The sequence below is a fragment of the Pseudogulbenkiania sp. MAI-1 genome, assembly GCF_000527175.1.
Classification (GTDB): domain Bacteria; phylum Pseudomonadota; class Gammaproteobacteria; order Burkholderiales; family Chromobacteriaceae; genus Pseudogulbenkiania.
Window position 1 is genome coordinate 325,049 of sequence record NZ_AZUR01000001.1, and the last position, 16,975, is coordinate 342,023.

At 67.0% G+C, this 16,975-nt stretch carries 21 protein-coding genes and 3 tRNA genes; 15 read left to right on the forward strand and 9 right to left on the reverse strand.

What is annotated here, in order from left to right:
• Positions 1 to 23: 23 nt before the first annotated feature.
• Positions 24 to 1,121: a DNA-processing protein DprA gene (gene dprA, locus PSEMAI1_RS0101415; RefSeq protein WP_024301154.1), complete on the reverse strand. Its 1,098-nt coding sequence runs from the start codon at positions 1,119 to 1,121 to the stop codon at positions 24 to 26.
• Complete coding sequence (locus PSEMAI1_RS0101420) at positions 1,118 to 2,152, reverse strand: LysM peptidoglycan-binding domain-containing protein (protein WP_024301155.1); 1,035 nt, start codon at positions 2,150 to 2,152, stop codon at positions 1,118 to 1,120. The genes dprA and PSEMAI1_RS0101420 overlap by 4 nt, the downstream gene beginning before the upstream one ends.
• 126 nt (positions 2,153 to 2,278) lie before the next feature.
• On the opposite strand from PSEMAI1_RS0101420, the gene def reads away from it, so the two are divergent.
• The 8 genes from def to PSEMAI1_RS0101460 all read left to right on the forward strand — a co-directional run bounded on the left by def (position 2,279) and on the right by PSEMAI1_RS0101460 (position 10,770).
• Positions 2,279 to 2,782 carry a peptide deformylase gene (gene def / locus PSEMAI1_RS0101425; protein WP_024301156.1) on the forward strand — a complete coding sequence of 168 codons (504 nt, stop codon included), beginning with the start codon at positions 2,279 to 2,281 and terminating at the stop codon, positions 2,780 to 2,782.
• A gap of 67 nt (positions 2,783 to 2,849) precedes the next feature.
• Complete coding sequence (gene fmt, locus PSEMAI1_RS0101430; protein ID WP_024301157.1) at positions 2,850 to 3,770, forward strand: methionyl-tRNA formyltransferase; 921 nt, start codon at positions 2,850 to 2,852, stop codon at positions 3,768 to 3,770.
• A 57-nt stretch (positions 3,771 to 3,827) separates the two neighbouring features.
• The gene (gene htpX, locus PSEMAI1_RS0101435) at positions 3,828 to 4,682 is read left to right on the forward strand and encodes a zinc metalloprotease HtpX (RefSeq protein ID WP_024301158.1); all 855 of its coding nucleotides are present in this window, start codon (positions 3,828 to 3,830) and stop codon (positions 4,680 to 4,682) included.
• An 82-nt stretch (positions 4,683 to 4,764) separates the two neighbouring features.
• Positions 4,765 to 6,015 carry a 16S rRNA (cytosine(967)-C(5))-methyltransferase RsmB gene (gene rsmB, locus PSEMAI1_RS0101440; protein ID WP_024301159.1) on the forward strand — a complete coding sequence of 417 codons (1,251 nt, stop codon included), beginning with the start codon at positions 4,765 to 4,767 and terminating at the stop codon, positions 6,013 to 6,015.
• Positions 5,978 to 6,571 carry a DUF4390 domain-containing protein gene (locus PSEMAI1_RS0101445; protein WP_024301160.1) on the forward strand — a complete coding sequence of 198 codons (594 nt, stop codon included), beginning with the start codon at positions 5,978 to 5,980 and terminating at the stop codon, positions 6,569 to 6,571. The genes rsmB and PSEMAI1_RS0101445 overlap by 38 nt, the downstream gene beginning before the upstream one ends.
• Positions 6,571 to 8,679 (forward strand): ATP-binding protein, encoded by a 2,109-nt coding sequence (locus tag PSEMAI1_RS0101450; protein WP_024301161.1) that lies wholly within the window; start codon positions 6,571 to 6,573, stop codon positions 8,677 to 8,679. The genes PSEMAI1_RS0101445 and PSEMAI1_RS0101450 overlap by 1 nt, the downstream gene beginning before the upstream one ends.
• On the forward strand, positions 8,679 to 9,950 hold the full coding sequence (locus tag PSEMAI1_RS0101455; protein WP_024301162.1) for a sigma-54 dependent transcriptional regulator: 1,272 nt from the start codon (positions 8,679 to 8,681) through the stop codon (positions 9,948 to 9,950). The genes PSEMAI1_RS0101450 and PSEMAI1_RS0101455 overlap by 1 nt, the downstream gene beginning before the upstream one ends.
• Positions 9,951 to 9,999: 49 nt before the next feature.
• Complete coding sequence (locus PSEMAI1_RS0101460; protein ID WP_024301163.1) at positions 10,000 to 10,770, forward strand: molybdopterin-synthase adenylyltransferase MoeB; 771 nt, start codon at positions 10,000 to 10,002, stop codon at positions 10,768 to 10,770.
• Between the two features lie 48 nt (positions 10,771 to 10,818).
• Here PSEMAI1_RS0101460 and PSEMAI1_RS0101465 read toward each other — a convergent pair whose 3' ends face one another.
• From PSEMAI1_RS0101465 to PSEMAI1_RS0101485, 5 genes are all read right to left on the reverse strand, one after another.
• Positions 10,819 to 11,310, reverse strand: a complete 492-nt coding sequence (locus PSEMAI1_RS0101465) for a peroxiredoxin (protein ID WP_024301164.1) — start codon at positions 11,308 to 11,310, stop codon at positions 10,819 to 10,821.
• Positions 11,311 to 11,342: 32 nt separating this feature from the next.
• Entirely contained in the window at positions 11,343 to 11,750 is a 408-nt protein-coding gene (locus PSEMAI1_RS0101470) for a thioesterase family protein (protein ID WP_024301165.1), read from the reverse strand.
• A gap of 41 nt (positions 11,751 to 11,791) precedes the next feature.
• A complete protein-coding gene (locus tag PSEMAI1_RS0101475; RefSeq protein WP_024301166.1) occupies positions 11,792 to 12,166 on the reverse strand; it encodes a hypothetical protein in 375 nt (124 codons plus the stop codon).
• Positions 12,167 to 12,200: 34 nt separating this feature from the next.
• Positions 12,201 to 13,085 carry an energy transducer TonB gene (locus PSEMAI1_RS0101480; protein WP_024301167.1) on the reverse strand — a complete coding sequence of 295 codons (885 nt, stop codon included), beginning with the start codon at positions 13,083 to 13,085 and terminating at the stop codon, positions 12,201 to 12,203.
• 92 nt (positions 13,086 to 13,177) lie between these two features.
• Positions 13,178 to 13,642, reverse strand: a complete 465-nt coding sequence (locus PSEMAI1_RS0101485; protein WP_024301168.1) for a Dps family protein — start codon at positions 13,640 to 13,642, stop codon at positions 13,178 to 13,180.
• Between the two features lie 47 nt (positions 13,643 to 13,689).
• Here PSEMAI1_RS0101485 and PSEMAI1_RS0101490 point away from each other — a divergent pair, with 47 nt between their 5' ends.
• Entirely contained in the window at positions 13,690 to 13,983 is a 294-nt protein-coding gene (locus PSEMAI1_RS0101490; protein WP_024301169.1) for a DUF167 domain-containing protein, read from the forward strand.
• Here PSEMAI1_RS0101490 and PSEMAI1_RS0101495 read toward each other — a convergent pair.
• The gene (locus PSEMAI1_RS0101495; RefSeq protein ID WP_024301170.1) at positions 13,980 to 14,402 is read right to left on the reverse strand and encodes an FxsA family protein; all 423 of its coding nucleotides are present in this window, start codon (positions 14,400 to 14,402) and stop codon (positions 13,980 to 13,982) included. The genes PSEMAI1_RS0101490 and PSEMAI1_RS0101495 overlap by 4 nt on opposite strands.
• A 12-nt stretch (positions 14,403 to 14,414) precedes the next feature.
• On the opposite strand from PSEMAI1_RS0101495, the gene cutA reads away from it, so the two are divergent.
• From cutA to PSEMAI1_RS0101525, 6 genes are all read left to right on the forward strand, one after another.
• Complete coding sequence (gene cutA, locus PSEMAI1_RS0101500; RefSeq protein ID WP_024301171.1) at positions 14,415 to 14,756, forward strand: divalent-cation tolerance protein CutA; 342 nt, start codon at positions 14,415 to 14,417, stop codon at positions 14,754 to 14,756.
• A gap of 133 nt (positions 14,757 to 14,889) precedes the next feature.
• A tRNA-Lys gene (locus PSEMAI1_RS0101505) sits at positions 14,890 to 14,965 on the forward strand.
• A gap of 12 nt (positions 14,966 to 14,977) precedes the next feature.
• Positions 14,978 to 15,053, forward strand: a tRNA-Lys gene (locus PSEMAI1_RS0101510).
• An 11-nt stretch (positions 15,054 to 15,064) separates the two neighbouring features.
• Positions 15,065 to 15,140: transfer RNA gene (locus tag PSEMAI1_RS0101515), tRNA-Lys, on the forward strand.
• A gap of 170 nt (positions 15,141 to 15,310) precedes the next feature.
• Positions 15,311 to 15,811 carry a DUF3016 domain-containing protein gene (locus PSEMAI1_RS0101520; protein WP_024301172.1) on the forward strand — a complete coding sequence of 167 codons (501 nt, stop codon included), beginning with the start codon at positions 15,311 to 15,313 and terminating at the stop codon, positions 15,809 to 15,811.
• A 201-nt stretch (positions 15,812 to 16,012) separates the two neighbouring features.
• Entirely contained in the window at positions 16,013 to 16,336 is a 324-nt protein-coding gene (locus tag PSEMAI1_RS0101525) for a hypothetical protein (RefSeq protein ID WP_024301173.1), read from the forward strand.
• 45 nt (positions 16,337 to 16,381) lie between these two features.
• On the opposite strand, the gene PSEMAI1_RS0101530 is transcribed toward PSEMAI1_RS0101525, so the two are convergent.
• Positions 16,382 to 16,975, reverse strand: coding sequence for a DUF4124 domain-containing protein (locus PSEMAI1_RS0101530; RefSeq protein WP_024301174.1), 594 nt, complete (start codon positions 16,973 to 16,975; stop codon positions 16,382 to 16,384).

A 16,975-nucleotide genomic window follows, 5' to 3' on the forward strand; every position in this document is an offset into this window, starting at 1 on the left:
GGGCTGGCGGGGTCTGTACGGCTTCAGGACAGACGCTGGAAACGGCCACCCGGCAGGCTTGCCACCCGGCCTTCCAGTTCCAGCTCGAGAAGCATCGCGTAAACCTCCCCCGCCGTCAACTCGAGCCGGGCCGCCAGACTGTCCACGTCGACCGTGTCGTAGCCCAGCTGCGCGAGCAGCGGCGGGTCGTCCTGCCCTGTCGCCGAGGTGTCGTCCGCCGTTTCGGCAGGCGCTGTCGGTGGAATGAAAGGGGCAGGGCGGCCGACTTCGTCCAGCACGTCGTCCACCGTCTCCACCAGCCTGGCACCGTCCTTGATCAGGCGGTGGCAGCCGCGCGCCTGCGGATTGTGGATCGAGCCGGGGATGGCCAGCACCTCGCGCCCGGCCTCGGCGGCGAGGCGGGCGGTGATCAGCGAGCCGGAGTTGACGTTGGCCTCCACCACCAGGCAGCCGCGGCTCAAGCCGGCGATGATGCGGTTGCGGCGCGGGAAGTTGTGCGCCAGCGGGGCCATGCCGAGCGGGAATTCCGACAGGATCAGGCCGCCCTCGGCCAGCTGGTGGGCCAGCTGGCGGTGGCTGGCCGGGTAGACGCGGTCGATGCCGGTGCCGATCACGGCGATGGTCGAGGCCTCCGTGCCCAGCGCGCCACGGTGGGCGGCGCCGTCGATGCCGCTGGCCAGCCCGCTGACGATGGTGTAGCCGGCGCCGGCCAGGCCGCGCGCGAACTCTTCGGCGATCTGCCGCCCCTGCGGCGTGGCCTGGCGGCCGCCGACCATGGCCAGCATCGGCCGCGTCAAGAGCTCGCGCCGGCCTCGGCCGAACAACAGCGGCGGGGCGTGACCGGCCTCGGCCAGCGGGGTGGGGTAGTCGTGATCGGCCAGCGTCAGCAGGAAACAGCCGGGCGCCTCGGCCCAGGCCAGCGCCGCTTCCACGTCGGCCGCCGCCACGCGGCCGGCCAGCGCGCGCGCCGCGTCGTCGCCGAGGCAGCACTGCAGCTGCGACAGATTGGCCGAGGCCGCCGCGGCGGCACTGCCGAAGGTCTCGATCAGGCGCAGCACGCCGACCGGCCCGATGCCCGGCGTCAGAGCCAACAGCGCCCAGTCGGCGCGCTCGGCGCTCATTCCTCGCCCGGCGTGCGCACCACGTCGCCCACGCCGATCGGCACCGCGCTCTCCATCACCAGGCCGTACGCCACGCGGTCGAACACGCGGTAGACGAACAGCGTGCCGGCCTTCTCGGTCGGCAGCAGCACGGCCTGCTGCTTGTCGGCCGGCGTGGTGACCTTGACCAGGCTGCCGTTCTTGAGGATGTCGAGCACGTGGCCGTTCTCCATGCCGTCGCGCTGCCCCAGGTTGATCGCCACGTTGTAGTACTGGGCGGCGCCGGCCACGCCGTTCAGGGTCGAGATGATCTTGCCCTGCACCGTGGTTTCGGGCGGATGCGGCACGTAGTTGACGAAATAGTCGCGCGGCGCCTTGACCAGGCGGTCGCCGACCAGGATTTCCTCGGCCACCTTGCGCACCCGCAGCGACTGCACGCCGTCGCCCATTTTCTCGACCGACAAATCGCCGCCGTAGGTCACCTCGTAGCCCAGCGTCTCGCCGCTATCCGGGTCGCGCAGCGGCTTGTTGGGGCGATAGGACTGCCAGCTGCCGCCGTCGTCCAGTCCCATGGCGTAGGCGCGGTCGCCGCTGCTCATCGCCACGTGTTCGTCGCTGCCGGCGACTAGGCGCGGCGCGCGCGCGAAGCTGTCGAGGTCGACCACCAGCGGGCGCGACAGGAAGGGCTCGATGGCCTTGGCCGGGATGCTGGGCAGGCCGCGGTCTTGGTCCTCGAGGCGCACGCGCGGCGACAGCTTGACCTCGCGCCGGCCGCGTTCGAGGCTGAGGCGCGGCTGGCCGTTGACCCAGGTCAGCACCAGCACGTCGCCGGGATAGATCAGGTGGGGATTCTTCACCTCGTCGCGGTTCATCTGCCACAGGCGCGGCCAGTTCCACGGCTTTTTCAGGTAGCGGCCGGAAATGTCCCACAGCGTGTCGCCCTTGACCACCACGTAGCGTGCCGGGGCGTCGGGGCGCAGCGTCAGCGTGTCGGAAAAGGCCGGCGCCGTAAGGCCTAGCGCCAAGACTAGCGATATAATGCTTTTGCGCATGGAAAATGCCCCAATATCGATGGACGGGCGCGCCATTACCCGGTGCCCGTGAAATGAACCTTATGTCAGACAGGTCTATTATCGACATGCTGACGGCAAAACTACAATGTGGAGTGACGCAATTAGATGGCGCTGTTAACTATTCTGCATTACCCGGACGAGCGCCTGCACAAGGTTGCCAAGCCGGTCGGCGCGGTGGACGAGCGCATCCGCCAACTGATCGACGACATGGCCGAGACCATGTACGAATGCAACGGCATCGGCCTGGCGGCCACTCAGGTCAACGTGCATGAACGCGTACTGGTGATCGACATCAGCGAAGACAAGTCCGGCGTGACCGCCTTCGTCAATCCGGAAATCCTCGAGCGCCGCGGCGACACCGTGTACGAGGAAGGCTGCCTGTCGGTGCCCGGCATCTACGACAAGGTGCACCGCTCCGAGTGGGTGCGGGTGCGCGCGCTGGACCGCAACGGCGAGCCGTTCGAGATCGAGACCGACGGCCTGTTGGCGATCTGCATCCAGCACGAGATCGACCATCTGAACGGCAAGGTGTTCGTCGAATACCTGTCCCAGCTCAAGCAGAGCCGCATCAAGGCCAAGCTGAAGAAGCGCGAGAAGCACACGCTGTAAGCCCGCGCCACATCGGCCGAACCCCGGGGACACGCACGCCGTGTCCCCTCGTTTTTGCAGGAATGCCATGAAACTGATTTTTGCCGGCACCCCGGAGTTTGCCGCAGCCGCCTTGCAGGCGCTGCTTGACGCCGGGCACGACATCCCGCTGGTGCTGACCCAGCCCGACCGCCCCGCCGGGCGCGGCATGAAACTCAAGCCCAGCTCGGTGAAGGCGCTGGCGCTGCAGCACGGCCTGCGCGTCGAGCAGCCGCTGACGCTGAAGACGCCGGAAGCGCAGGCGCTGATCGCCGAGGTCGGCGCCGAGGTGATGGTGGTGGCCGCCTACGGCCTGCTGCTGCCGCAGGCGGTGCTCGACCTGCCGGCGAAAGGCTGCCTCAACATCCACGCCTCGCTGCTGCCGCGCTGGCGCGGCGCGGCGCCGATCCAGCGCGCGCTGCTGGCGGGTGACAAGGAGACCGGCATCACCATCATGCAGATGGACGTCGGCCTCGACACCGGCGCCATGCTGTCGGTGCATCCGCTGCCGATCGCCGCGGACGAAACCGCCGCCACGCTGCACGACAAGCTGGCCGAGGCCGGCGCCCGCGCCATCGTCGGCACCCTGGCGCGGCTCGATAGCATCAGCCCGGTGGCGCAGCCGGAACAGGGCGTGACCTACGCCCAGAAGCTCAGCAAAGCCGAGGCCGAGATCGACTGGAGCCGGCCGGCGGGCGAGATTGCCCGCGCCATCCGCGCCTACAACCCGGTGCCCGGCGCCTTCACCCGCCTCGACGGCGAGCCGCTCAAGCTGTGGCTGGCCGAGGCCGAGGAGGGTGATGGCGAGCCCGGCACGGTGCTGTCGGCCGATGCCGGCGGCGTGCGCGTGGCGGCCGGCGGCGGCGTGGTGCGGCTCACCCAGCTGCAGGCGGCGGGCGGCAAGCGCCTGGCGGCGCGCGATTTCGTTGCCGGCCGTCCTGAATTGGCGGGAACCCGGCTGGGGGCTTGATATTCCAAGCTGGTGAACCATATCTATGGTGGTGGATAACTCTAGGAGGCTGCGGCCATGACATTCAACTGGTTCAAGACGACGTTGCTGATGGCCGCCATCGTGGCGCTGTTCGGCGTCATCGGGGCCATGATCGGCGGCAAGAGCGGCATGCTGCTGGCGCTGCTGTTCGGCGGCGCGATGAACGTCTTCGCCTACTGGAACTCGGACAAGATGGTGTTGCGCATGTACAACGCGCAGGAAGTCGATGCCCGCAGCGCCCCCGAGCTGTACGGCATGGTGGCCGAGCTCGCCGGCCGCGCCGGACTGCCGATGCCGCGCGTCTACGTGATCCACGAGGACCAGCCCAACGCCTTCGCCACCGGGCGCGACCCCGAGCACGCCGCGGTGGCGGCCACCACCGGCATCATGCGCCTGCTGGACTACCGCGAACTGCGTGGCGTGATGGCGCACGAGCTGGCGCACGTGCGGCACCGCGACACGCTGATCTCCACCATCTCGGCCACCATGGCCGGCGCCATCTCGGCGCTCGCCAACTTCGCCATGTTCTTCGGCGGGCGCGACGAAGAGGGCCGGGCGGTCAACCCGATCGCCGGCATCCTGGTGGCGATCCTGGCGCCCCTGGCGGCCAGCCTGATCCAGATGGCGATCTCGCGCGCGCGCGAATTCGAGGCCGACCGCGGCGGCGCCGAGATCTCCGGCGACCCGCTGGCGCTCGCCTCGGCGCTGCGCAAGATCGAGTACTACGCGCAGGGGCTGCCGATGTACGCCGCCGAAGCCCATCCGGAAACCGCGCAGATGATGATCATCAACCCGCTGTCCGGCGGCGGGGTGGACTCGCTGTTCCGCACCCACCCGCGCACCGAAGAGCGCATCGCGCGCCTCAACGAGATGGCGCGCGGCGGCGTCTAGCCGTATCATTCCCCGCAAACCGATCTACCCCCGGGCCACAGCCGTGATACGCGGCTGTGGCCGGTTTTTTTGGAACTGAGGCATGCATCGAATCCAGCAACTGGCCGCCGGCCTGCTCGAAAAAGTGGAAGGGGGCCGCACCCTGACCGAAGCGTTGGCTGACGCGCAGCGCCAGGCGCCCGACCTCACCCCGGCCGAGCGCGGCGCGCTGCAGGACATCGGCTACGGCGTGCTGCGCCATCTGGCCGAGTGGCGCTGCGTGCTGCGCCGGCTGCTGCCCAAGCCGCTGCCCGAGCCGCAGCTCGAGCGCGTGCTGTTGGTCGCGCTGCACCAGCTGGAATACACCCGTGCCGCCCAGTACGCCGTGGTCAACGAGGCGGTGACGCTGGCCGGCCGGTTGGCGCGCGGACGTTTCAAGGGGCTGGTCAACGCCGTGCTGCGCAACTACCTGCGCCGGCGCGACGAGCTCCAGGCCGCCGTGGCGGCCGACGACGAGGCCCGTTACAACCACCCGCGCTGGTGGATCAAGGCGCTGCAGCGCCACTACCCGCAGGACTGGCAAGCCATCCTCGAGATGGACAACCGCCACCCGCCGATGACCCTGCGCGTCAACCGCCGCCACGGGGAAGCGGCGGCCTACCTGCAGCGGCTGCGTGAGGCCGGCATCGAGGCGGAAGCGCTGGGCGACGAGGCCATCCGGCTCGCCCGCCCGGTCGGCGTGCGCGAGCTGCCCGGTTTCGCCGACGGCGATGTCTCGGTGCAGGACCAGGGCGCGCAGCAGGCGGCACACCGGCTCGACCTCCGCGACGGCCTGCGCGTGCTGGACGCCTGCGCCGCGCCGGGCGGCAAGACCTGTCACATGCTGGAGCTCGCCGATCTCGACGTCACCGCGCTCGACGTCGACGAAACGCGGCTGGGTCGGGTCGCGGACAATCTCGCTCGTCTCAAGCTGTCGGCCCGCCTTGTCGCGGCCGATGCGAGCGACACCGCGACGTGGTGGGACGGCGTGCCGTTCGACCGCATCCTGGCCGACGTGCCGTGCTCCGCCAGCGGCGTGGTGCGGCGCCATCCGGACATCAAGTGGCTGCGCCGCCCGGGCGATTTCGCCGAGCTCGCGCGGCAGCAATCGGCCCTGGTCGACGCGCTCTGGCCGCTGCTCGCCAGCGGCGGCAAAATGCTATACGCTACCTGCTCGATTTTTCCCGAGGAGAACCGCGAACAGCTCGCGGCCTTCCTCGCGCGACATGCGGATGCGGTATGCCTCGACGACCAACAACTGCTCCCCAGCGAGCAACATGACGGCTTCTATTACGCGCTGCTTGCGAAGCGCTAGCCTGCTTTTCTGGCTGATCGCCTGTGCCGTGCTGCCGGCATGGGCCGAGTCCATTTCCGCCACCCGCTCCGAGGCCGAGCTGCTCGATGGTCAACTGGCCATCAGCACCCGCTTCGACATCAAGCTCACCCCCGGCCTCAGCGACGCGCTGATGCAGGGGGTGGCGCTGCCGTTCCGGCTGGAGTTCGAGCTGACCCGGCCGCGCAGCACCGCCTACCTGCTCGACGTCAAGGAATGGTTCGAGCCGCACGCCAGCCTGCACTACAAGATTGCCTACCAGTCGCTGACCAGCCGCTACCGCGTCACCATCGGCAGCCTGTCGCGCTATTACGCGACGCAGGCCGAGGCGCTGCGCGCCCTGGGCGCGATCCACGGCTGGCGCGTGCTGGAACCGGGCGCGCTGGACGGCCTGTCGGCCGACAGGGTCAAGGGGCGGGTGCGGCTGGTGCTCGACATCGGCCAGCTGCCCAAGCCGTTCCAGCTCAACGCGCTGGGCAGCACCGACTGGTCGCTGGCGTCGGACTGGGTGGACCTGAACGTGAAGGATGCCGGCTGATGCGCTACGCCATGATCGCCATGGCCACCTTCGCCGCCATCCTGCTCTATCTCCTGGCTCTTGCCACCGGCAATACCTCCAAGCTGGCCGAGTATTACTGGTGGGTGTTCGGCATCAACGCGCTGCTGCTGGTGGCGCTGCTCGGGGTGGTCGGCCGCCAGCTGGTGCGCCTGCGGCGCCGGGTCAAGGGCCGCATCTTCGGCGCCAAGCTGACCCAGCGGCTGGTGATGATGTTCGCGGTGGTGGCGCTGGTGCCGGGCTTGCTGGTGTACACCATCTCCACCCAGTTCCTGTCGCGCAGCATCGAGAGCTGGTTCGACGTGAGGGTGGAATCGGCGCTGGACCGCGGGCTGGAACTGGGGCGCAATGCGCTGGGCTACGTGCTGCAGGACGTCGGGCGCAAGGCGCGGGTGGTGCAGGAAGACATTGACGCGCTTCCCGACGGCCAGCTGCCGGCCCGGCTGGAGCGGCTGCGCGAGCAGCTCGGCCTCAACGAGGTCGCCATCTTCAACCGCCAGGGCCAGCTGCTGGCGTTCGCCAGCGGCGATCTGGCCAGCCTGCCGCTGACGCCGTCGCGCGAGGCGCTGCGCTCGCTGCAGCCGCGCCAGCCGGTCCAGACCATCGAGAACGACCGGCGCAACCAGCTCGTGCTCAAGGTGCTGGCGGCGTACCACGACCGGAACGACGAGACCCGCGTGATGCAGGTGATCCAGGCGGCGCCCGAGAGCATCGCCCATGACGCCGAACTGATCGACACCGCCCGCGCCGACTATCGCCAGCTCTTGCTGTCGCGCGAGGGGCTGCGCACCTTCTATACGCTGACCTTGACGCTGGCCTGCCTGCTGGCGCTGACCGCCGCGCTGGCGTTCGCGCTGTGGCTGTCCGAACGGCTGTCGGCGCCGCTGTCGGAGCTGGCGGCCGGCACCCGCGCGGTGGCGCAGGGCGACTTCTCCAAGCGCCACCCGGTCTACCGGCGCGACGAGCTGGGCATCCTCACCACCATGTTCAACCGCATGACCCAGCAGCTGGAGGAGGCGCGCCAGCAGGCCGACGAGAACCGCCTCAAGCTGGAGTCGGGCAAGCTCTATCTGGAAAGCATCCTGGTCAACCTGCGCGCCGGGGTGATGGCGTTCGACGACGGCTGGCGGCTGCGCGCCGCCAATACCAGCGCCTCGCGCATCCTCGGCGTGGATTTCGCCGAGTTCGCCGACGCGCCGTTTCGCGAGTGGGCCCGGCTGGTGCCGGCGCTGGTGCCGCTGGTCGACAACGTCTGCGAACACGCCGCCAACGAGCGCCAACCCGAGTGGCAGACCCAGCTCGATTACACCACCGCGCAGGGCGAGCGCATCCTCTTGGTGCGCGGCGCGCAGCTGCCGGAGGGCACCGGCAGCGGCTACGTGGTGGTGTTCGACGACATCACCGAACTGGCGCGGGCGCAGCGCGACGCCGCCTGGGGCGAGGTGGCCAAGCGGCTGGCGCACGAGATCCGCAACCCGCTGACGCCGATCCAGCTCGCCGCCGAGCGGCTGGCGATGAAGCTGGCCGATAAGCTGGAAGGCCACGACGCCGACCTCCTGCGCCGTGCCACCGACACCATCGTCAAGCAGGTGGCGGCGCTCAAGGGCATGGTCGACGCCTTCCGCGATTACGCCCGCTCGCCGCGCATCAAGCTGGTGGCGCTCGACCTGAATCAGCTGATCCGCGAGGTGATGACGCTGTACGAATCCAATCCGGCTGTTAAGATGACGTTATCTGAACAACCGCTGATGATCATGGGGGATGGCGCCCTGTTGCGCCAGGTGTTGCATAATCTGCTGCAGAACGCACAGGATGCGGTTCTTGACGTTGACATCCCGATGATTCACATTAGCAGCCGACAAGAAGGAAGAAGCGCGATCGTCTGCGTACAGGACAACGGGCCGGGCTTTCCGCCCGACATCCTGCCGCGCGCGTTCGAGCCGTACGTGACCAACAAGCCCAAAGGCACAGGCCTTGGGCTGGCAGTGGTGAAGAAAATCATCGAGGAGCACCATGGTCAGATCGCACTGGGAAATGCCGGGCAGCAGGGCGCGCGGATTCTTCTCACCCTGCCATTGCTGGAGGCCTAATGCGTAGCAGCGACATCTTGATTGTGGATGACGAGATCGGCATCCGCGAATTGCTTTCGGAAATTCTGCAGGACGAAGGGTATACCGTGGCCTTGGCCGAGAACGCCGAGGTGGCGCGGCAACTGCGCAACCAGACCCGGCCGGCGCTGGTGCTCTTGGACATCTGGATGCCCGACTGCGACGGCGTCACCCTGCTCAAGGAATGGGCCAAGTCCGGCCAGCTCAACATGCCGGTGGTGATGATGTCCGGTCACGCCAGCATCGACACCGCCGTCGAGGCCACCCGCATCGGCGCCTTCGATTTCCTCGAAAAGCCGATCGCCCTGCAGAAACTGCTCACCACGGTGCAGCGCGCCGTCAAGTACGGCGACATGCAGGTCAACACCTCGCTCAATCTCGACAAGCTGGGAAAGAGTGAGCCGATCCAGGAGTTGAAGCGTCAGCTCGAACGGGTGGCCAAGGTCAAGTCACCGGTGCTGCTGACTGGCGAGCCCGGGTCGGGGTTCGAACTGGTCGCCCGTTTCTTCCACCAGGGCAACACCCCCTGGGTGACGCCGGCCAAGCCGGAACAGCTGGCCGACGCGCCGCTGGAACTGCTGCAGAAGGCCAATAACGGCGTGCTGTTCCTGCCCGAGATCGGCCAGTACAACCGCCGCATCCAGCAGGGCCTGCTGTTCCTGCTGTCCAAGCTGGACCGCTTCAACGTGCGCCTGCTGTGCTCGTGCAGCCGGCCGCTGCAGGAACTGCTGGTCGACCCGGAGTGCGACAACCGGCTGCTGACCGCGCTGTCCAGCGTGATCGTGCCGATCCCGCCGCTCAGGGAGCATGCCGAAGACATCATCTTCATCGCCGAGCAGATCCTGACCGAGCTGGTCGAGTCCAAGCAGGTGTCGGCGCACAAGCTCACCACCGCCGCGCTCAACGCGCTGCGCCAGTACGACTGGCCGGGCAACCTCGAACAGCTCCGAAGCATCATCAAGAGCTTGGCGCTGACCTCGGAATCGAACGACATCGACGCGCCCGAGGTCAACAAGGTGCTGGCGCAGTTCCGCCACGAGAAACCGGCGGCGGAAGAAACCGGCTTCGACTTCAACATGCCGCTGCGCGAACTGCGCGAGCAACTGGAGCGGCGCTACTTCGAGTACCATATCTCGCTGGAAAACGGCAATATGAGCCGGGTGGCGCAGAAGGTCGGCCTCGAGCGCACCCACCTGTACCGCAAGCTGAAGCAGCTGGGCATCAAGTTCGCCCGCAAAACCGCAGAAGAGTAATCCCCGACCGCCGGGTTTCCCGGCGGTTGTCCTGGCAGAACCGACCCCCATGACCGAACTGAGTGACCAGGCGCTGTTGCGCTACAGCCGGCACATCCTGTTGCCGGAACTCGATATCGCCGGGCAGCAGGCGCTGCTGGCCGGCCGCGCGCTGATCGTCGGCGCCGGCGGGCTGGGCTCGCCGGTGGCCTTGTACCTGGCCAGCGCCGGGGTCGGGCGGCTGACCATCGCCGACGACGATGTGGTCGAGCTGACCAATCTGCAGCGCCAGATCGTCCACGACATGGCGAGCCTCGGCCGCAACAAGGCCGACTCCGCCGCCGAGCGCATGCAGGCGCTGAACCCGGAGGTGACGGTGCGCGTTATCGGCGAGCGGCTCGCCGGCCAGGCCCTGGCCGACGAGGTCGCCCGTCACGACGTGGTGCTCGACTGCTCGGACAACTTCGCCACCCGCCACGCCGTCAACCGCGCCTGCGTGGCGGCCGGGGTGCCGCTGGTGTCCGGGGCGGCGGTGCGCTTCGCCGGGCAGCTGGCGGTGTTCGATACCCGCCGGCCGGACTCGCCGTGCTACCACTGCCTGTTCCCGGAAGAGGGCGAGGCCAGCGACGGGCCGTGCGCCACCTTCGGGGTGCTGGCGCCGCTGGTCGGGGTGATCGGCAGCCTGCAGGCGGTCGAGGCGATCAAGCTGCTGGCCGGGGTGCCCGTCACCCACGGCCGGTTGACGCTGTACGATGCGCTGGACGGCTCGTTCCGCGCCATGAAGGTGCCGCGCGACCCGGCCTGTCCGGTCTGTGCCGTTCGGTCATCCCGTCCGGAATGAAAAAACCCGCCGGCTGGCGGGTTTTTTCATGGGAGAGTGGGGGCCGGGTCAGGCCTTCAGCTTTTGTTCGATCAGGCGATTCAGTTCGGCAAAGTCCGGCACGCCGACGTAGCGTTTGACGATCTGCCCCTGCTTGTCGATCAGTACCGAGGTGGGAGTCAGTTGGACCCCGCCGAAAGCCTTGGCGATGCCGCCCTGGGTGTCCAGCGTGATGAAGAACGGCAACTGGTTCGTCTCGACGTAGGTCTTGACGTAGTTGGGCGGGTCGTAGCTCATCGCCACCGCCACCGTTTCATAGCCCTGCGGCGCGTAACGTTGGTGCGTCTTCTTCAGCTCGGGCATTTCCTGGATGCAGCCGGGGCAACTGGTCGCCCAGAAGTTGACCAGTACTACCTTGCCCTTCAGCGAACTGGTGCTGAGCTGCTGGCCGGTGATCGAGGTGTATTGCACCTCCGGCGCGCTGTCCTTGTTGAACAGCATGGTGTATCCCAAGAGACCGGCGGCGACGATCAGTACCAGCGCTATCAAACCTTTTTTCATGCGTGTGTTCCGGTAGTGGAAGCGAAGAGCGCTTATTGGTCCTGCATCGCTTCGAGAAGTTCCTTGAGGCGGCCATCCAGCGGCACCGCCTTGTCCTGCTTGCCATCGTACACCACGAAGGTGACGTCCGCCTCTGCTACCAGAGTATCGGTACCGGCGAGCTTCACCGCCTGGTGCATCACCGCGCTGCGGTGGCCGATGGATTTCACCGAGGTTTCGATCGCCAGCTCCTCGCCCATGGTTGCAGCGCGGCGGTAGTCGATGTTGATGTTGACCACGACCAGCGCCAGCCCGGATTGCAGGAACCACGGCAAATCGCCGCGTTCCTCGAAGAAGGTCCAGCGTGCCTCCTCGAGAAACTCGAGGTAGCGCGCATTGTTGACGTGGCTGTACAAGTCAAGATGGTAGCCGCGCACCTTGATGCGGGTAAGGTGTTTCATGGTTGCCCCTGTTATTGTTGTGTCGTTATCGCTTGAGTGACTCAGGCGTCCGGCCCGAGCTCGAAGGGAACGAACTCCGCGCGTTCCAGCGGCTCGTCGACGATGTCGGACAGCACCGAGTGGATTTCCAGCTGGAACCATTGCTGGAACAGCTCCAGGGTCAGCGGTGCCGGCCACAAGGTCTCGTCGTCGCACCAGTCGGCCAGTTCGGCCTGGAACAGCTGCTGGTACTGGTCCAGCACGGCCTCTTCGGCGGCGTCGTAATCGTCGGCGCAGGGAATCAGCAGGGCGTTGCAGTCGCGGGTCAGCGATTCGAGGGTGACGTTGTCGTTCAATTCGCCGGGCAGCTGCTTGAGCCACTCGAGAAACGGGGGGCGCGGGCGGATGATGGCGACACTGCGGTTGACTTCGAACATGGTTATCCTTTTCGGGTTAGGGCCTTTTCGCGGCTTAGGGGCTCGCCAGGCGGCTGTCCTGGGTGAAGGCCCAGCGACGCACGATCTCCAGCGTGCTGAATTTTTCTGCCAGCGACGGCGGGAAGGGGGCGAACGGCGCAGAGAGCTTGACGATGTTCTTGGCGGCATTGTCGAGCACGTCGTGCCCGGAGCTGCGCCGCACACTGACCGAGCGCAGCGTGCCGTCGGCGTTGACCACCACGGTCAGCTCCAGCGCACCGAAAATCTGCTGGCGCCGGGCTTCCTCGGGGTAGTTCAGGTTGCCGATGCGTTCGACCTTGAGGCGCCAGTCGTCGACGTAGCGGGCCCATTCCACGCCCCGTGCCGTCACGCCGTAGACGCCCTTGGGCCGGCCGCTTTCGTCGGGGCGGTTGACGGTGTCGTCGTCGCCCTGCTGGCGCGCCATCAGGCTGGCCTGCGCCAGCAGGGTCTGGGCGGTGATCGGGACCGCCGGCTGGGACGGCTGGGGCGGGGCCATGGCGGGAGCCTGCCGGTCGACGCGTGGGGCGGTGAGGCGTTCGTTGACCGGCGGCGGCAGTTTCGCGGCGGCAACGGCCTGCTGCTCATGAGGCGCCGGCCCGTCGCTGCCGGGGACGATCCGCTCGGGGATATGAGTGGCGAGTTTGCCGGGCTCCGGGGTGTTGCCGGCGCCGGCGCTGCTCTGTTCGGCCAGGCGCTGGGTGGGCGGCGGGGTCTTTTGCGGGGTTTCGGCCAGCCGCACGCTGATGGTGTTGGCTTCCGGCAGGGGAAGGGGGTGTATCCAGGAGAGACTGCCGAGGCTGAACAGCAGCGCATGCACCAGCACCGACACGGCCAGGGTGACGGTGAACAGCCAGGTTGTGGCCGGGGGGCTGGGGGGATGGCGCAGATTATGGGGCATGGCGGCTAGTGTCTCACTGCGGCTGAGTGTAGCACGCCGGCACAACGCCACGCGGGCGGCGGCGTGGCGTTGTCGCATGCGGCCGACAGTTTTCAGCCTTCCAGCAGGCTGCGCAGCATCCAGGCGGTTTTCTCGTGCACCTGCAGGCGCTGGGTCAGCAGATCGGCCGTCGGCTCGTCGCTGGCCTTCTCCACCACGGCGAAAATGCTGCGCGCGGTGCGGCAGACGGTTTCGTGGCCGTCGACCAGCTGGCTGATCATGTCCTGGGCGCGCGGCACGCCGCTGGCTTCGGCGATCGAGGTCAGCCGGGCGTATTCGCTGTAGCTGCCCGGCGCGTAGTGGCCGAGCGCGCGGATCCGCTCGGCGATCATGTCGACGGCCAGCGCCAGCTCGTTGTAGTGCTGCTCGAACATCAGGTGCAGGGTCTGGAACATTGGGCCGGTCACGTTCCAGTGGAAATTGTGCGTCTTCAGGTAGAGCGTGTAGGTGTCGGCCAACAGGCGGGAGAGTCCCTGGGCGATGTCCTGGCGGTCTTGTTCGTTGATGCCGATATCCATGCTGATCCTCCTGTATGATGCCCGGTCGTCATGTCATGAAAGACGCCATGAAAACCTGGCTGAGCTGTAACGACAGTGTGATCCGACTGACCCTGCACGTGCAACCGGGCGCGAAAAAGACCGAGCTGGCCGGCGAGCACGGCGGGGCGCTGAAACTGCGGCTGGCCGCCCCGCCGGTCGAGGGCAAGGCCAATGCCGTGCTGCTGGCCTGGCTGGCCGAGCGCTTCGATGTCCCCAAGCGCCATGTCGTGCTGGTGAGCGGCGACAAGAGCCGCCACAAGATCGTCGAGATCGCGCTGGCGCTGGACGAGGCGGCCGTGTTGGCGCGGCTCGGGCTTTAGTCGAGGTGGCGCGAGCGGTCCACCGGCTCATCCACCCGAGTGTACTCGCCATCGATCACGTTGTCGGCAGCCTGCGGCGGCGTGGCCGGCCGCTTGATCGTCGGGCCCTGCAGCGGCAGCAGCAGCAACAGCGCCAGCACGTCGCTGATCACCCCGGGAATCAGGAACAGCACGCCGGCCAGCAGGTAGCGCAGCGGCCACAGCAGGCTGTAGAGCGAGACCCGGTCGCCCTGGCGCATCAGCGAGCCCAGCGTCAGCAGGGCGCCCAATTGCTGGTTGCGCAGCATGGCGATGCCGATGATCGCGGACATGACGACCCACAACATGGTCACGCCGCCGCCCCAGGCATCGGCCATGGCCACCAGGGTGGCGATTTCCGCGAAGGGGTATAACAGTATTAACAGTAAGAGTCCGCGCATCGAGTCCAACTTATGTCTGAAAATAAATGCCTGCTGGTGTTATGTAACACACCCGACCCTGAAACCGCCAGCCGCATCGCCCGGCAACTGGTGGAGGAGCGGCTGGCCGCCTGCGTCAATATCCTGCCTGCGGTGCGTTCGGTCTACCGCTGGCAGGGCAAGATGGAAGAAGCCGCCGAGGTGCCGCTGCTGGTGAAGACGACGCGGCAGGCCTACGCCCGGCTCGAACGCCGCCTCTCGGAGCTTCATCCTTACGAGGTGCCGGAAATCGTGGCGTGCGATATCGCCGCCGGCCTGCCCGCCTATCTTACATGGGTGGCGGGGGAGACCCTTTCAAGTCCGGACGGGTCTTGAGCGGCAAGAAAACCCGTTGCGATCTAGCCGCCCCCTGGGTTTTCCATTGGGATGAAACTGCGGCATCGGCCCGACAAACCGGACAAAACCGTTGACAGTGGGCGGCGGGATATTTATAGTGTCGGTCTCTCGGGGGTCGTTAGCTCAGCTGGTAGAGCAGCGGACTTTTAATCCGTTGGTCGCAAGTTCGAATCTTGCACGACCCACCACCGAGGCTCGATGGGTCGTTAGCTCAGCTGGTAGAGCAGCGGACTTTTAATCCGTTGGTCGCAAGTTCGAATCTTGCACGACCCACCATCGAGGCCGAAGGGTCGTTAGCTCAGCTGGTAGAGCAGCGGACTTTTAATCCGTTGGTCGCAAGTTCGAATCTTGCACGACCCACCAAGTTTCAAGCAAAAAGCCCGGTCGCGAAGACCGGGCTTTTTGTTTTCTGACTGTCTCTTTTCCTAGTTGTCGCATCCCCTGCCGATTTTTCGCGTCGGCACCCTGCCGGCCCGCAGCTTTCCTGCTTCTTGCCTGTCCAATCACCATGATGGGATGAGAGGAGGTCCGTGATGGGCACACGATCTCTTGTCGCAGGCCTGGGCCTGCTCATGCTGCTGGTGCCAGTTTGGGGCGCACGCTCCGAGGTAACGCTGCAGTTCGTGGAACCGCAGCGCTATACCGATGGCGGAGATGGGGGCTATGGTGCCGAGCGTGGCACCTTGCGCAACCTGGAGCGCCATCTCAAGGCGCTCGGCGCGCGTTGCCTGCCGCAGGGCGAGACGCTCGAATTGCGCATCCTCGACGTGGATCTGGCCGGGCATCACGAATGGTGGCGGTCGGGCGGTTACGATATCCGCGTGATGCGCGACATCACGTGGCCGCGCATCGAGCTGGAATACGTCTGGCGCGATCGGGACGGCCAGCTGCTGGGGCAGGCGCGCGAGCGGGTGTCGGACATGAATTATCTGTGGCGCAGTCCCTATGTGCGCTACGATTCCGAGCCGCTGCCCTATGAAAAGGCCATGCTGCGCGACTGGTTCGAGCGCCGTTTCTGCCGCGGGCGGGGTTGAGCGGGCACCGCCCGCCCTTTTCCGCGGGGCGGGTGGTGTCGGCCATGCCGCCGCGTGGCTGTCACGAGAAAGGAGGCATGGACGCCTTATTCCATTCCGTCTTCCCTGCTGAGGGCAGGGGGCGGGGCTGCCCCTTGCCATTGTTATGCCTTCGGCTGCTGTCGCATAATTCAGTCATATCCCATTGCCGTGAGAATTGTCATGCTGAAGCGCATTGCCCTGCTCCTGCCGTTGTTGTCCGGGCCGGTGTGGGCCCAGATGCCGGAAGAGGAGGTGCTGGCGGCCCAGATGGCTTACCAGCAGGCGAGCCGCAGCGCCGATGCGGCGCAGGCGCGTCTGGAGGAGGTCCGCCAGGCCAAGAGCCTGGCCGAGGCGCGGCTGGCCGATGCCCAAACCGAATTGCGGCGGCAAGAAAAGGAACTGGGCGAGGCGGCCGCCAGCGCCGAGAGGGCCACGCGTCAGCTGCAGGCGGTCGAACAAAGGCTCCGCGAGGCTTGGCGGCGCAAGGAGGGGGTGGCGCGCTAGGCGGGAAACAGCCGGCGTGGCTGCCTGCGGCGTGAACCCGGGAGATCAGCGCCGGGTGAGCTGGTGGTAGCGTTCCAGGTCGTACCGCATTTTCCTGGTCTGGTTGGCGATCTCGGCCTGTCTGCTGATGATGGCCGCCTCGGTATGGGCGGCTTGTTGGCGGAGGATGCCGAGATTGGTACTCAGGGCGGGGGGGACTGGCTTGCCGCTCTTCTGCAGCGCCTCGATCTGGCGCGTCTGCTGGACGATGTTCTGCTGCAGCGTCTTCCGGTCGTTCTGCAGGGCGTCGAGTATGCTCTGTTGGACGGCGAGCTGTTTCTCGCGTTCGGCGCGCAGTTCGTCGGGTGACTGGTAGCTTTCCAGCAGGCCCTTGTCGTAGCGGGCCTGGTAGCGCTGGCGCGCGGCATCAGACTGGGCGGCGGCTTCGCGCGCCTCGCGCGCGGCGCGCTCCTTGGGCGTTTCCACCGAGCGGGTGACGCTGCCCCGGCGGTCCAGCTCGACCAGGTTGTTGGGGGCCTGCAGCGGTGGGGCGTCGCTGTAATGGACCTTGCCGGACTCGTCGACCCATTTGTATAGCGTCCCCCCGGCCAGGACCGTCAGCGGGAGCAGGGCGAGCAGTAGTCCGGCGAGGCGAGGCAT

What these genes read in the sequence shown, in the direction of transcription:
- dprA (WP_024301154.1), bottom strand. Translation starts at nt 1,121, where the DNA reads ATGAGCGCCGAGCGCGCCGACTGGGCGCTGTTGGCTCTGACGCCGGGC.
- PSEMAI1_RS0101420 (WP_024301155.1), bottom strand. Translation starts at nt 2,152, where the DNA reads ATGCGCAAAAGCATTATATCGCTAGTCTTGGCGCTAGGCCTTACGGCG.
- def (WP_024301156.1), top strand. Translation starts at nt 2,279, where the DNA reads ATGGCGCTGTTAACTATTCTGCATTACCCGGACGAGCGCCTGCACAAG.
- fmt (WP_024301157.1), top strand. Translation starts at nt 2,850, where the DNA reads ATGAAACTGATTTTTGCCGGCACCCCGGAGTTTGCCGCAGCCGCCTTG.
- htpX (WP_024301158.1), top strand. Translation starts at nt 3,828, where the DNA reads ATGACATTCAACTGGTTCAAGACGACGTTGCTGATGGCCGCCATCGTG.
- rsmB (WP_024301159.1), top strand. Translation starts at nt 4,765, where the DNA reads ATGCATCGAATCCAGCAACTGGCCGCCGGCCTGCTCGAAAAAGTGGAA.
- PSEMAI1_RS0101445 (WP_024301160.1), top strand. Translation starts at nt 5,978, where the DNA reads ATGACGGCTTCTATTACGCGCTGCTTGCGAAGCGCTAGCCTGCTTTTC.
- PSEMAI1_RS0101450 (WP_024301161.1), top strand. Translation starts at nt 6,571, where the DNA reads ATGCGCTACGCCATGATCGCCATGGCCACCTTCGCCGCCATCCTGCTC.
- PSEMAI1_RS0101455 (WP_024301162.1), top strand. Translation starts at nt 8,679, where the DNA reads ATGCGTAGCAGCGACATCTTGATTGTGGATGACGAGATCGGCATCCGC.
- PSEMAI1_RS0101460 (WP_024301163.1), top strand. Translation starts at nt 10,000, where the DNA reads ATGACCGAACTGAGTGACCAGGCGCTGTTGCGCTACAGCCGGCACATC.
- PSEMAI1_RS0101465 (WP_024301164.1), bottom strand. Translation starts at nt 11,310, where the DNA reads ATGAAAAAAGGTTTGATAGCGCTGGTACTGATCGTCGCCGCCGGTCTC.
- PSEMAI1_RS0101470 (WP_024301165.1), bottom strand. Translation starts at nt 11,750, where the DNA reads ATGAAACACCTTACCCGCATCAAGGTGCGCGGCTACCATCTTGACTTG.
- PSEMAI1_RS0101475 (WP_024301166.1), bottom strand. Translation starts at nt 12,166, where the DNA reads ATGTTCGAAGTCAACCGCAGTGTCGCCATCATCCGCCCGCGCCCCCCG.
- PSEMAI1_RS0101480 (WP_024301167.1), bottom strand. Translation starts at nt 13,085, where the DNA reads ATGCCCCATAATCTGCGCCATCCCCCCAGCCCCCCGGCCACAACCTGG.
- PSEMAI1_RS0101485 (WP_024301168.1), bottom strand. Translation starts at nt 13,642, where the DNA reads ATGGATATCGGCATCAACGAACAAGACCGCCAGGACATCGCCCAGGGA.
- PSEMAI1_RS0101490 (WP_024301169.1), top strand. Translation starts at nt 13,690, where the DNA reads ATGAAAACCTGGCTGAGCTGTAACGACAGTGTGATCCGACTGACCCTG.
- PSEMAI1_RS0101495 (WP_024301170.1), bottom strand. Translation starts at nt 14,402, where the DNA reads ATGCGCGGACTCTTACTGTTAATACTGTTATACCCCTTCGCGGAAATC.
- cutA (WP_024301171.1), top strand. Translation starts at nt 14,415, where the DNA reads ATGTCTGAAAATAAATGCCTGCTGGTGTTATGTAACACACCCGACCCT.
- PSEMAI1_RS0101520 (WP_024301172.1), top strand. Translation starts at nt 15,311, where the DNA reads ATGGGCACACGATCTCTTGTCGCAGGCCTGGGCCTGCTCATGCTGCTG.
- PSEMAI1_RS0101525 (WP_024301173.1), top strand. Translation starts at nt 16,013, where the DNA reads ATGCTGAAGCGCATTGCCCTGCTCCTGCCGTTGTTGTCCGGGCCGGTG.
- PSEMAI1_RS0101530 (WP_024301174.1), bottom strand. Translation starts at nt 16,975, where the DNA reads ATGCCTCGCCTCGCCGGACTACTGCTCGCCCTGCTCCCGCTGACGGTC.